We start from the raw sequence: 12,926 nt of genomic DNA on the forward strand, positions 1-12,926 counted from the left end.
CATCGATGTCCAGCTGCTGGGTTATTAGTGCTTAGTTCTGCGCGCTCTGGTATGCCTGCTGGATCACCGACCCCCAGTACGGTCCGAACATGGTGTCGCGCACCGAGCTGTAGCCGAAGCTGTTCACAGAGTTCTGGTAGCCGTTAGATCCACTCCCCAGGAACCATGGGCCACCGGACGAGCCGCCGGTCATGTTGCATGGAATGCCTTGGGACTGGGACTGGCCAAACGGATCGTCGCTGGAGTATCCGCTGCACGATTGCAAGGTCTCGCCGTTGAATGGCGAAGCAGCTGGGTAGCCGTAAGCAGTGTAGTACTGTCCGCGCGCCTGGTTGAAGGCGACCCCCGAAGCGCCAACGGCATCAGTCAAGGACGCACCACCGCTGGAGCTGACCACGGCGAAGCCTGTGTCATAGGTGATGTCCCCGCCATTTGACCATTCAGTTGGTGCCACCAGCTCGGTCGCTGCGTAGGAACCGTAGGGTGCTTTGCCGTTTTCATAGGCTGGAACGAAGACCCAACGGGTTGCGAATGAACCGGGTCCTTCATTCAGGCAGTGGCCAGCGGTGGAGACCGTCGACTCGTTGGCGGAGACGACAGCGTTGCCAGAGCACACATAGTCTGATCCGCCGAGAGTGAAGAACACCTTGCCGATGTGCGAAACCGGTGTTTCCTGGGTAGCGCGAGTCTTGCCACCCTTCGTTTGGGCCTGCTTTCCGGCTGCCGCCTGCGCGCCATGACCGGCGACCTTGGCCGGCTTGCCGGCTTCAACCTTGGCAGCCGAACCCGACTTGCCAGCTACGAGTGAATCTGCGTTCTTTGCGGCTTTCATCCGATCCGCGGTCCAGTAGGATACCGCTGCGTCAGCCTTCTGTTCCGAGATCGTGATTGACTCGACGCTGCCACCAGTGGTCGTCGGCGCTGCCGAGGCCATCGGTGCCACGCCGAGCATCAGCGCGCCTGCAAGAACCGCGGCGCTTGCCAGCTTGCGTCGCCCCTTGCCCTTGGATGAATCCGTAATTAGAGAACGAATCTGCACGATTTAACTCCTTGTCCAGTGGCTTCTTTGCCACTATCGATGGGGGTGCTGTTGCACTCGTGGGAAACAGTCAAACACACACTTCAAGCATTTTCTACAGGAATATTTTCCTCCGCCCGCCGCGTCACCGACCTGCAACGGCCACCAAGTTATGAAGCGAAATAGTTTTGAAACAGATACTTTCAATCGATTCCCCGGCGCCACGACTCCCCTTCGAATGAGCCCGTGCATTTCTGGTGATTTCAAACCAGCCCCTAAATACCAGTGAGCCGAATCACACGCCCAGAGTCCGGCCTTGCCGCGCGAGACCAGAACAGCGTGTCTGAATATATGAAATAGAAGCTTCGGTAACAGATACTTTCCCGGCTTCGCGATGTCTGCCCCGTACGAAAAAATATGCATTAATTAGGCTTTAAAATTGGACTTATTCGACACCCGATATTGCCGGTTGCCGACGTCGATGGCCTACCTCCACGACTTGCCTTGCGATCCGATGACGCTCCTGCGCACTCTGCGAAGGCAGCATGAACTGTCCGCCCACCGCGCGCCGTTGCCCTGGACTCATGAGTCATCATCCGAGCCTAAGAAACGGAGGTTCGAACGACGCACCAATTGGACTGTGGAACCGTCCCTGGCCAATATGAACCGCGTGCTCCGCGATCCGACGAGAAGGTGAAGCACCGATGCAACGATGCAACGAATGGCGGATGCACAAAATACTGGTCCGGCCCATGCGGATCGGCGCCTTGATGGCGCGCCTTCCTCCGTCGGCGGATAGCCAATCGTTCCGTGGATTAGTGGCATCGGAGGGCGAACACCCGGCCCTCCTTGCCAAGCGCCTTCACTGATTAAAAACCAAGGGCGCTGCCTCGCAATGAGACAACGTCCTTGGAACAGAAAATTCCCGCTTAGTCGAAAACCGGGCTTTCGGTACGAGTGCGCTTCATTTCGAAGAAGTACGGGAAGGATGCGAGCTGCGCCGCAGCGTCAAACATCTTTCCTGCATCTTCCCCAGTTGGAATACGGGTAATGACCGGACCGAAGAAAGCAACGCCATCAACGGCGACGATTGGCGTGCCTACATCCTGCCCCACCAAGTTGATGCCTGCCTCGTGGCTCGAGCGCAGCATGTCATCGTTAGCATCGGTATGCGCAGCTTCAGCGAGTTCCGCCGGCAATCCCGCCTTCTGCAGCGCCTTGGCGATGACTTCATCACGATCTTCGATCTTCTCGTAATGGAACAGTTCACCCATGGCGGTGTACAAGCTGTCCTTGACTCCCTCGCCGTGTTCCTGGGCAGCACGCGTGACCACCCGCACCGGCCCCCATGAGATGTCCATCTTGGCGCGGTAGTCAGCTGGAAGGTCGCGGCCTTCGTTAAGCATCGAGAGGCTCATGACGTTCCAGTTCACGTCGATGTCGCGGACCTTCTCCACTTCCTTGATCCAGCGGCTCGTCGCCCAAGCGAACGGGCAGATAGGATCGAACCAAAAATCAACTTGCTGACGTTCAGCCATGAACTACCAACTTTCTTCCGAAGAGAATTTTTGAATACGGCTAGGCGGACTTCATATCGCGCTTGGCCACCATCGCGTGAGAGAGCAACGTGGGATCTTCACGGTCGATGACGGTTGCCCGAGTAATGACCACTTCGGCAACGTCGTCGCGGCTTGGAAGGTCGAACATTACGCCGCCGAGGGTTTCTTCAAGAATCGACCGCAAACCACGCGCGCCGGTCTCGCGTGCAATAGCCTGTTCTGCGATTGCTTCCAGTGCCGACTGGTCGAAGCTCAAAGCCACGCCATCCATCTGGAACATCTTCTGGTACTGCTTGAGAAGTGCGTTCTTTGGTTCGGTCAGTACGCGCACTAGCGCGTCCTTATCCAGATGCTCCACCGTGGTGATCACCGGCAGGCGACCAATGAATTCTGGAATCAGGCCGAACTTGAGCAAGTCTTCCGGCCGAACATCCGAGTAGGAAGCGGTCTCCGACTTCAGCGCTTTCAGCGGAGCACCGAAACCGATGCCCTTCTGCCCGGCCCGTGAAGAAATAATTTCTTCCAGTCCGGCAAAGGCGCCGGCAACGATGAACAGGATATTGGTGGTGTCGAGCTGAATGAAATCCTGATGAGGGTGCTTGCGGCCACCCTGGGGCGGCACCGCAGCGACTGTGCCTTCAAGGATCTTCAGAAGCGCCTGCTGGACGCCTTCACCGGAAACGTCCCGGGTGATCGAAGGGTTCTCGCTCTTGCGGGAAATCTTGTCGATCTCGTCGATATAGATGATGCCGGTCTCGGCCTTCTTGACGTCATAGTCGGCAGACTGAAGCAGCTTGAGGAGAATATTTTCCACATCTTCACCCACGTAGCCTGCTTCAGTCAGGCTTGTAGCGTCGGCGACAGCGAAAGGAACATTCAGCTTCTTCGCCAGCGACTGCGCCAGGTACGTCTTACCGCATCCGGTAGGACCAATAAGCATGATGTTGGACTTCGAGACTTCCACATCATCCAGCGGGTCATCGTTAGTCAGCGCCGCAACAGGACCGTGGTCCTGGTTGCCGTGGATACGCTTGTAGTGGTTGTAGACAGCGACCGAGAGAGCACGCTTGGCGTTCTCCTGGCCGATGACGTATTCCTGCAGCGAGTTGAAGATCTCGCGTGGCTTAGCCAAGGAGAACTCTTCGTGCACCTGCTCTTCGGCGAACTCTTCAGCGATGATTTCGTTGCAGAGTTCGATGCATTCAGTACAAATGTAGACACCATGGCCTGCAATTAGCTTCTTAACCTGCTTCTGGCTCTTCCCGCAGAAAGAGCATTTCAACAGATCCGAGCCTTCACCCATGCGTCCCATCGCACCATTCTCCCGTTTACTTGAGTAGCTGTGGACTTACTCAATTCTAGGCTAGTAGTCCCCCAAATTAGATGAATATGGCGGTTTACCTGTGTTGTGCCGTCTGCCTTTGGACAGACCAACAACTAGGTAAACCGCCATTCATCATGGATTATTCCAAGTATGCGCTAGCTTCCCAGCTGAGCACGGTTCAGCTTACGAGGAGTCAATACCTCGTCTACGATGCCGTACACCTTGGCTTCGCTAGCAGTCATGAACAAGTCACGCTCCACGTCGCCGCGCACCTTCTCAACGTCCTGGCCGGAGTGGGAGGCAATGGTCTCTTCCAGCCAGCTGCGCATGCGCATAACTTCCTCGGCCTGGATCTGCAGGTCAGTCGCGGTGCCGCGTTCGCCGCCACCCATTGCTGGCTGGTGGATCAATACGCGCGCGTTAGGCAGGGCCAAACGCTTGCCCGGGGTACCAGCTGCGAGCAGTACTGCTGCTGCGGACGCCGCCTGGCCAAGGCACACGGTCTGGACCTCTGGGCGGATGAACTGAATCGTGTCGTAGATTGCAGTCATCGCGGTGAAGGAACCACCTGGCGAATTGATGTACAGGGTAACGTCGCGCTCAGGGTCCATGGATTCCAGGACCAGCAGCTGGGCCATCACGTCATCGGCCGATGCGTCATCAACCTGGGCGCCGAGGAAGATGATGCGATCTTCGAATAGCTTTGCGTATGGGTCCTGGCGCTTGAAGCCGTATGGGGTGCGCTCTTCGAACTGTGGCAGGATGTAGCGGGCCGACGGCATCTGACCGCTGACGGCTTCCGGATTGAAGTTCATGGTTTTCTCCTAGGACAAATCTTTGGGTATCAAGCGATGCGGTGCGACTATTTGTTGTCGTCGCCTACGAAACCGTTGACCGAGCCTGCGTGGGTTGCGATCTGATCGAAGAAGCCGTACTTCAAGCCATCTTCTGCGGTGAACCACTTATCACGCTGGTTGTCGATGAGGATCTGCTCCACGGTCTGACCGGTCTGTTCTGCAGTCAACTCGCTCATGACCTTCTTCATGTGCATGATCAGTTCAGCCTGGATCTTGATATCCGAGGCGGTACCGCCGATGCCGCCCGATGGCTGGTGCATCAGGATGCGGGCGTTCGGCGTAGCGAAACGCTTGCCCGGGGTGCCCGAGGAAAGCAGGAACTGGCCCATCGATGCGGCCAGACCGGTTGCTACGGTCACGACGTCATTCGGGATGAAGTTCATGGTGTCGTAGATGGCCATGCCAGCGGTGATCGATCCACCTGGCGAGTTGATGTACAGGTAGATGTCCTTCTCAGGATCCTCTGCCGAGAGCAGCAGCAACTGCGAGCAAATGGCATTCGCATTGTCGTCGCGGACGTCGGAGCCCAGCCAGATGATGCGCTCCTTGAGCAGGCGGTTGTAGATGTAGTCATCACGGCCGGCCGGCTCTGCGGCTGCCATAGTGGGAGTGCGCGAATCATTTGACATGTTCTCTACCTCTTCCAAACGTGTAGATCAGTTTCTGGAATCTCTGTTTCTAATCCCATAGCTACAACTGGTTACTTTGAGATTACTTACTTCAAGCCATTCTTGGGCAGTTTCATGCCCCTGTTTCGCTCACGGCGCATGATGCACGCCCGCAGCGAACAAAAATGGCCATCGGCGGCTTGTTTTGAACAAGCGGCCGATGGCCATCAGAGTTTAGTGAAGACTACTTGGCCTCTTCGGCCTCAACCTCAGCAGCTTCTTCTTCACCGGCTGGCTTGACGAAGGAGGTCAGGTCAACTGCGGCACCGTTGGAATCGGTAACCTTAGCGAACTCGAGAACCTTTGCAAGTGCCTTGCGGCGGCGAACTTCGCCCATGAGCATTGGAACCTGGCCTGCGCCGTCCAGCATCTGTGCAAACTGGTTTGGCTCCATGCCGTACTGGCCTGCGGTCTGAACGATGTAGTCGATCAGCTCGGACTGCTCGACGCCAACTTCTTCAGCATCTGCAACAGCGTCGAGGATGATCTCGTTCTTGAAAGCACGCTCGGTGTTCTCGCGAACCTCTGCGCGGTGCTCTTCGGTGTCGTGGTCTGCTTCAGCGTCTGGTGCGTTGAAGTGCTGCTCGATCTGCTCATCGATAACCGATGCAGGAACAGGAACCTCAACCAGTTCAACCAGCTTGTCCAGAACCAGCTCGCGAGCCTCTACGCCCTGCTCGACAACCTTGCCCTCTGCAGCGTCCTTCGATAGGTTCTCGCGCAGTTCGGCGATGGTGTCGAATTCCGAAGCCAGCTGAGCGAAGTCATCGTTAGCTTCTGGCAGTTCGCGCTGCTTCACAGCGTTGACGACAACCTTGACGGTTGCGGTCTTGCCGGCGTGCTCGCCGCCAGCCAGGGTGGTCTCGAAGGTTGCGTCTTCGCCAGCGGACAGGCCGGTAACAGCCTCGTCCATGCCCTCAAGCATGTTGCCGGAACCGATCTGGTAGGACAGGCCCTGTGCGGAGTCGACTTCTTCGCCTTCTACAGCAGCGGTCAGGTCGATGGTCACGAAGGAGTCTGCAGCTGCTGGAGCTTCAACTTCCTTCAGGGTGCCGAAGCGGCCGCGCAGATCGTCGAGAGCCTTCTCGATGTCCTCGTCAGCAACTTCCTTGGCCTCAACAGAAACTTCGATGCCTTTGTAGTCCGGAAGTTCAACCTTCGGACGTACGTCTACCTCGAGGGTGAAGACCAGCTGGCCTTCGCCTTCCTTTTCGAGGGATGGCAATTCGGTGATGTCTACCTCTGGGCGGGACAGCGGGGTGAGTTCGTTCTCAACCATTGCCTTCTGGTAGTACTCGTTCAGACCTTCGTTGACGGCAATCTCGATGACATGGCCGCGACCGACGCGCTGGTCGATCATCTTTGCAGGAACTTTGCCCTTGCGGAAGCCTGGGATCTGAATCTGCTGAGCGATGGTCTTGTACGCCTCATCGACGCGGGGCTTCAGTTCCTCGTAAGGAACTTCAACGGTCAGCTTAACCCGGGTCGGGTTGACGTTTTCGACGGCGCTCTTCACAGCGTTGTACTCCTGAGTTGTCTAATATTAGGTCTAATCTGCAAAAAACCCCGCAACATGGTGGCGTTGCGGGGTTGTTCGACAGAGTCGGGGTGACAGGATTCGAACCTGCGACCTCACGCTCCCAAAGCGCGCGCTCTAGCCAAGCTGAGCTACACCCCGATTAGCAGTGAACAGTCTAACCCGAGTTATCCTGTATCCACTAATCGTTTGTGATGCTTACTAGTTACTTTTTACGGTTCTTAGTGATCACAAGATCTAAATTATATTTAGCTCTCAAATTTCACGAGCTGAATCCGAAGATTTTCACTCGTAAAGTCGGGGTGACAGGATTCGAACCTGCGACCTCACGCTCCCAAAGCGCGCGCTCTAGCCAAGCTGAGCTACACCCCGATTAGCCAGGAAGCCGCATCAAGCGATGCTTTGCTCCAACTAACCGTTTTGCTTGAATACCGAGAATTTTTCAATTTCCGCCACTCACGAGGACTGATCTCTCAGTTCTCAATTCTACGGCTGAATTGCTTCAGCCATAAAGTCGGGGTGACAGGATTCGAACCTGCGACCTCACGCTCCCAAAGCGCGCGCTCTAGCCAAGCTGAGCTACACCCCGGTAAAGTTCAGAAGAAAGCTTGTTTCATCTGGACTAACCGTTTTGCAATCGGTCCGGGAATGTTTTGTTTCCCGTGCTGATCACAAGAAACTAAGTTACACGGGTTCGAACCAAAAGCAAAATCGAGGATTTTGCATGTTGCAGAAAGACATCCGCATGATTTAGCGGTTTTCCTCGTTTCACAAGACAGAATTTAGCCAAAACTCGCTTTTTCGTGAGTTGAATTACAGGTAGATTTTCGAGCGACCGCAACACCAGTGCCGCCGGCCGACTGGAAGACAGGATCCACCCATTCTCCTTTGAAGCATTGACTGGGACCCAGATGCGGCCGATTATTTTTCCAGGTGTTCACGCAGCAACTGTTGCTTTGCTCGGCGACCCGGCACATAATCCGTGGCTGCTGGACTGAACCCCGGTCGAAACCAAGCGTCACGCTTGCAAACCTGACGCCATGCCAACAGCTCCCAGGCAGGCGTTAGGAGGGCGCCAGTTTGGCAAATTTGAAAGCGGGAAACCGCCATTTCCCGAAGCTGCACCCCGGAACCCGAGGCTCATCGAATCAATTAGCGACGTTCGGCGACGACTCTTCTCCGCCGCTGACGAAGTGAACGGGCCTGGGAAAAACGCTCCCCGCCGATGCACAAGAATGCGATTTGACGTCCAGGAGCAGAAAAATGGAAGCCGCAAACATTCTCGTAGCCTCATTTCTGCAGTGACCCGAAATGGCTGCACTACGCAGAGGAGGCCAGGAAAAGAGCGGCCTTCGTCCAGATACGCGAAAAAGCCCCGCACGGCGAGGCCTTTTCATTTGGAGGGGATGACGGGAATCGAACCCGCATCATTAGTTTGGAAGACTAAGGCTTTACCACTAAGCTACATCCCCATTTCGAAGCTTCTGCGCTTCGAACAAGATTCAGTCTAGACCATAAAACTCTTGCTTTGCAAATCGGGGATTCCATGTCTCACTTGGCACCTCTCCCTTATCACTGCCGTACGGTGATGGGTAGCAAAACACGCCGACGAGCCTGAACGAAAAGAACTCCGCTCGTCCCATCGACGAATCTGCAGCTTATGCCTTCACATGTTTGCGCGGAAGCTTCTGGCAACGAGGGCACCAGTACAGCTTGCGAGCCGCGATTTCGGCCAGGGAAATCTGCGCCGAACATTTCCGGCACCCCATTCCCTGCCGCTGATAAACGTAGTACGCGTTATCGGGCCAAACCACGCCCTGTGGGTCGCGGTCTTCGGGCAAGGTAGTGATGATCTTGCCATCGCGAACGCCGTCTTCCATTACCGATACGATGTCCCACCAAAGTGATTTGGCCTTTTGAGCACTGAGTTCATTCGCCGGCAATTCCGGAGCGATTCGATTCCGGAATAGGGCTTCCGCTCGGTAGATATTGCCGACACCAGAAATGAGCGCCTGGTTCATGAGCACGATGCCAATGGCTGTCTTGGTCTTCATCAGGTTCGCCCGGAATTCCTTGAAGCCTGCTTCAAGCCGAATATCTGCGTCCGCTAAATCAGCCTGGCCTTTGGCTGCCCTGAAAAGCACTGCGGACCCAATCAATGGATCCGGGCCGAGCTTATCCAGATGAATCTGGACCTGTTCGTACTCCAGAACCTCGCATGCAGTTGGCCCGCGCAAATCAGCCCAGCCGTGTTCGGAAACGATCCGCGCTCTAACTGCTCCTACCGGTGCGGGCGGGCCGGTGTACTTCTCAGCATCCGTACTGGCACTGGCTTCGATTTCACCAATCTTCCGAGGGGCGCCAATAGAGGAAGCACCCGTAAAGTAGCTGTCTCCCCCGAAATTGAACGCGCCATAGAGCCCCAGATGCACTCGCAGATAGAGATCGTTGGAAAAGCGGCAGAAGAGCTGCTTGCCCTTGGCAAAGGCCTGTTCCAGCTGATGGCCGTCGATGCGCGCGGCATCGGAGCTGAAACGGCCCTGCGGAGAAGTAACCAGGACCGTTTGCCCGCCAAAGACATCGTCGAACTGGCGGGCAAGACGGTGAAGGGAATGACCTTCAGGCACGACTAGTCGATGACCTCGCCGGTCGTTTCATACGTGGCGATTTTGCCGATGCGGCGTACGTGGCGCTCCGCTTCGCTAAATGGTTCATTGAGGAAGGCCTCGATAAGTTCCGCAGCTTCTTCTACTGAGTGCTGGCGCCCGCCAACGGCTATGACGTTGGCGTTGTTGTGCTCACGGGCCAATTTCGCGGTATCCATGTTCCACGCCAGTGCGGCGCGAATCCCTTCGACCTTGTTGGCAGCAATTTGTTCGCCGTTGCCGGAGCCGCCCAAGACGATACCCAGTGCGTCCACGCCCGCGCGCTGGTCATCAACAACAGCTTGTGCCGCGTTGATGCAGAATGCCGGGTAATCATCCTCCGGATCGTAGGACTTCGGGCCGTGGTTGACCATTTCGTAGCCCTTGGCGGTCAGGTGCTTTACCAGGTATTCGCTGAGCTCAAGTCCTGCATGGTCAGTAGCGATATGCACGCGCATAGTCGATTGCCTCATTTACTAGGGAGGGTTCTTTTACTGTCCTATCTAGGATAGCGACCGCTGCACGCGCTCCGGCTACTTCTCAGCTGCGCATCACGGAGTATGAACCGAATAAGTCTCCGAGGCGTCCCAAAGCGTGCAATTTCGGGACGCTATTGGAAAATTGAGTAAATTGTTCGGCCCGATGACTTGCGCAATGCCCGGTCAAAGGTGACACAATAGACAGATATTCAATATTCATTTCACAACTTCCACCGGTGGATAGCCATCACCAAGAATTGGAGAACCCATGCCAGGAATGAACCTCACTCGCGCCGAGGCCAGCGAACGCGCAAATCTGCTCAACGTTGACAGCTATGAGGTAAGCCTGGATCTTACTCGCGGTGCGCGCGTCTTCACTTCCAAGACTACGGTGCGGTTCTCCGCCACCGCCGGCGCTTCGACATTCATTGATGCAGTCACCGACTCGGTACGCTCCATCAATCTCAATGGCGTCGAGCTGGACCCAGCGCAGCATTCAGATGGCATCCGTATCCAGTTGCCGAACCTCGCCGCAGAAAACCTACTCGTGATCGACGCGGACGCGCTGTACATGAACACCGGCGAAGGCCTGCATCGATTCGTGGACCCAGTGGACCAGGAAGTCTACTTGTACACCCAGTTCGAGGTCGCGGACTGCCGGCGCATGTTCGCCGTCTTCGAGCAGCCTGATTTGAAGGCCACCTTCCAGTTCTCGGTCACCGCGCCAAAATACTGGAACGTTGTTTCCAACGCCCCGACTCCTGCGCCAGAGGAAAACGGCGATTCAGCAACTTGGGCCTTTGCCCCAACCCAGCGCATCTCGTGCTACATCACTGCCCTGATCGCAGGCCCCTACCAGGTCGCCCGCGATTCGCTGGTTTCCTCCAGCGGCCGCACCATCGAGCTGGGTGTCTTCGCCCGCGCATCCATGATGCAGTACCTGGACGTCGAGAACATCGTCACCGTGACCCGTCAGGGTTTCGAATTCTACGAGAAGAACTTCGGCACCCCATACCCATTCGAGAAGTACGATCAGTTGTTCGTTCCCGAATTCAACGCAGGCGCCATGGAAAACGCTGGAGCGGTGACCTTCCTCGAGGAATACATCTTCCGTTCCCGTCCAACCGGTGCCATGATTGAGCGCCGCGCGATCACCATCCTGCATGAGCTGGCACACATGTGGTTCGGTGACCTGGTCACCATGAAGTGGTGGAACGATCTGTGGCTCAATGAGTCCTTCGCAGAATTCATGTCCACTCTGGCGGCCGCGCAGAACACCGAGTTCACAAGCGCTTGGACCACCTTCAATACGTTGGAGAAGAACTGGGCCTACCGCCAGGACCAGTTGCCTTCCACCCACCCCATTGTCGCGGAGATCAATGACCTTGAAGACGTAGAGGTCAACTTCGATGGAATCACCTATGCCAAGGGGGCCAGCGTTCTGCGCCAGCTGGTAGCTTTCGTAGGCCAGGAAGAATTCATGGCTGGCGTACGCGAGTACTTCGCCAAGCATGCCTGGAAGAACACCGAGCTGCCAGACCTGCTCAAGGAACTGGAAGCCGCCAGCGGCCGCGATCTCAGCGGCTGGGGCGCATCCTGGCTGGAAACCGCTGGTGTGAACACCCTCAAGGCCGAAATTGAAACCGGCAATGACGGTGCTATTACGTCCTTTGCCATTCGCCAGTCCGCCGTTGCCCAGTTCCCGACTTTGCGCCAGCACCGACTTGCTGTCGGCTTCTACTCGCTCAATGAGGCCGGAACGCTGCAGCGCGTGCACCGCGAAGAACTTGATATCGATGGCGAGCTCACCTTCGTTCCCGCGCTGGCCGGCATGAAGCGCCCGGATTTGGTTCTGCTCAATGACGATGACCTGACCTACGCGAAGATCCGCCTGGATGAAGTTTCCTTGGCGACTGCCACCGAGCATCTGAAGGACTTCCAGGAGTCGCTGCCGCGCACTCTTGTTTGGTCAGCCGCGTGGGACTCTGTACGTGATGCCGAAGCCCCTGCAAGCACCTACGTCCAGTTGCTGCTGAACAATATTGGCCACGAGGTGGATTCCACGGTGATCATGGTGCTGTTGCGCCAGCTGAACACCTCGCTGGATCTTTATGTTGCTGCAGAACGCAGCGAAGAACTTTCGGTGCAGGCTGCCGACCAGCTGTGGCAGCTGGCTTCCAATGCTGAAGCAGGCTCCGACGCGCAGCTGCAGTTCGTCAAGGCCTTCGCGCACCGCTCGCGCGCCGCCGCCCAGTTGGATCGCGTCAGGAACTTGTTCGACGGCTCGGCGAGCTTGCCAGGCCTGGCCGTTGACACCGATTTGCGCTGGTCCTTCGCAATTGCGCTGAGTGCCGGCGGCTACCTGAGCGATGCTGATCTCGACGCAGTTCTGGCCAGCGACGACACGGCCAAGGGCAAGGCCTCGTGGTACACCGCGCGAGCTTCCCGCCCAACTGCAGAAGCAAAGGCAGAGGCATTCGGGGCGGCAACCGCTGCTACCTTGTCCAACGATCAGCAAAGCGCGGTCATTTCCGGTTTCAACAACGTGCACCAGAACGCGTTGATCTCCGGATACGCCGAGGACTACTTCGGGCTGCTGGTCAACGCGTGGGAATCCTACTCGCATGAGATGGCCAAGCAGATTGTGATCGGCTTCTACCCCAGCTCCAACGTCTCGCATGAAACTTTGGACCAGACGGATGCATTCCTGGAATCCCTGGGATCCAAGCACGCGGCGATGCGCCGTCTGCTGGTGGAATCGCGTGCCGACGTGGTCCGGGCTCTCGCTGCGCGTCGGGCGGACGCCGAGACACTAGAAATCTAGGGTCGCTCGGATGGT

General features: G+C 56.6%; 9 protein-coding genes and 4 tRNA genes. 1 reads left to right on the forward strand and 12 read right to left on the reverse strand.

The features are described 5' to 3' along the window. Positions 1–31 precede the first annotated feature (31 nt). The 12 genes from ACIP6G_RS00325 to ACIP6G_RS00380 form a co-directional block, all read right to left on the reverse strand. Positions 32–1,039 (reverse strand): trypsin-like serine peptidase, encoded by a 1,008-nt coding sequence (locus ACIP6G_RS00325; protein ID WP_400288050.1) that lies wholly within the window; start codon positions 1,037–1,039, stop codon positions 32–34. 908 nt (positions 1,040–1,947) lie between these two features. Then, a complete protein-coding gene (locus ACIP6G_RS00330) occupies positions 1,948–2,556 on the reverse strand; it encodes a DsbA family protein (protein WP_400288052.1) in 609 nt (202 codons plus the stop codon). Between the two features lie 40 nt (positions 2,557–2,596). Continuing rightward, positions 2,597–3,889 carry an ATP-dependent Clp protease ATP-binding subunit ClpX gene (clpX, locus tag ACIP6G_RS00335; RefSeq protein ID WP_400288054.1) on the reverse strand — a complete coding sequence of 431 codons (1,293 nt, stop codon included), beginning with the start codon at positions 3,887–3,889 and terminating at the stop codon, positions 2,597–2,599. A 167-nt stretch (positions 3,890–4,056) separates the two neighbouring features. Then, positions 4,057–4,716, reverse strand: a complete 660-nt coding sequence (locus ACIP6G_RS00340; RefSeq protein ID WP_105658463.1) for an ATP-dependent Clp protease proteolytic subunit — start codon at positions 4,714–4,716, stop codon at positions 4,057–4,059. A gap of 47 nt (positions 4,717–4,763) precedes the next feature. Further along, the gene (locus ACIP6G_RS00345; RefSeq protein WP_286134321.1) at positions 4,764–5,387 is read right to left on the reverse strand and encodes an ATP-dependent Clp protease proteolytic subunit; all 624 of its coding nucleotides are present in this window, start codon (positions 5,385–5,387) and stop codon (positions 4,764–4,766) included. Positions 5,388–5,610: 223 nt separating this feature from the next. After that, a complete protein-coding gene (gene tig, locus ACIP6G_RS00350; RefSeq protein ID WP_400288056.1) occupies positions 5,611–6,942 on the reverse strand; it encodes a trigger factor in 1,332 nt (443 codons plus the stop codon). 87 nt (positions 6,943–7,029) lie between these two features. Continuing rightward, positions 7,030–7,104, reverse strand: a tRNA-Pro gene (locus ACIP6G_RS00355). 156 nt (positions 7,105–7,260) lie between these two features. Beyond that, a tRNA-Pro gene (locus tag ACIP6G_RS00360) sits at positions 7,261–7,335 on the reverse strand. A 142-nt stretch (positions 7,336–7,477) separates the two neighbouring features. Next, a tRNA-Pro gene (locus tag ACIP6G_RS00365) sits at positions 7,478–7,552 on the reverse strand. 809 nt (positions 7,553–8,361) lie between these two features. Then, positions 8,362–8,435 (reverse strand) — tRNA-Gly (locus tag ACIP6G_RS00370). A 186-nt stretch (positions 8,436–8,621) separates the two neighbouring features. After that, complete coding sequence (locus ACIP6G_RS00375) at positions 8,622–9,590, reverse strand: Fpg/Nei family DNA glycosylase (protein ID WP_400288058.1); 969 nt, start codon at positions 9,588–9,590, stop codon at positions 8,622–8,624. Between the two features lie 2 nt (positions 9,591–9,592). After that, complete coding sequence (locus ACIP6G_RS00380; protein ID WP_400288740.1) at positions 9,593–10,066, reverse strand: ribose-5-phosphate isomerase; 474 nt, start codon at positions 10,064–10,066, stop codon at positions 9,593–9,595. Positions 10,067–10,355: 289 nt separating this feature from the next. Between ACIP6G_RS00380 and pepN the strand changes: the two genes are divergently transcribed. Continuing rightward, entirely contained in the window at positions 10,356–12,911 is a 2,556-nt protein-coding gene (gene pepN, locus ACIP6G_RS00385) for an aminopeptidase N (RefSeq protein WP_400288060.1), read from the forward strand. The last annotated feature ends 15 nt before the right edge of the window (positions 12,912–12,926 follow it).

Source organism: Glutamicibacter sp. NPDC088483, assembly GCF_044753145.1.
Classification (GTDB): Bacteria; Actinomycetota; Actinomycetes; order Actinomycetales; family Micrococcaceae; genus Glutamicibacter.

Bases quoted from the DNA above. Each gene is read 5' to 3' on its own strand.
- ACIP6G_RS00330 (WP_400288052.1), bottom strand. From the start codon at position 2,556: ATGGCTGAACGTCAGCAAGTTGATTTTTGGTTCGATCCTATCTGCCCG.
- clpX (WP_400288054.1), bottom strand. From the start codon at position 3,889: ATGGGACGCATGGGTGAAGGCTCGGATCTGTTGAAATGCTCTTTCTGC.
- ACIP6G_RS00340 (WP_105658463.1), bottom strand. From the start codon at position 4,716: ATGAACTTCAATCCGGAAGCCGTCAGCGGTCAGATGCCGTCGGCCCGC.
- ACIP6G_RS00345 (WP_286134321.1), bottom strand. From the start codon at position 5,387: ATGTCAAATGATTCGCGCACTCCCACTATGGCAGCCGCAGAGCCGGCC.
- ACIP6G_RS00380 (WP_400288740.1), bottom strand. From the start codon at position 10,066: ATGCGCGTGCATATCGCTACTGACCATGCAGGACTTGAGCTCAGCGAA.
- pepN (WP_400288060.1), top strand. From the start codon at position 10,356: ATGCCAGGAATGAACCTCACTCGCGCCGAGGCCAGCGAACGCGCAAAT.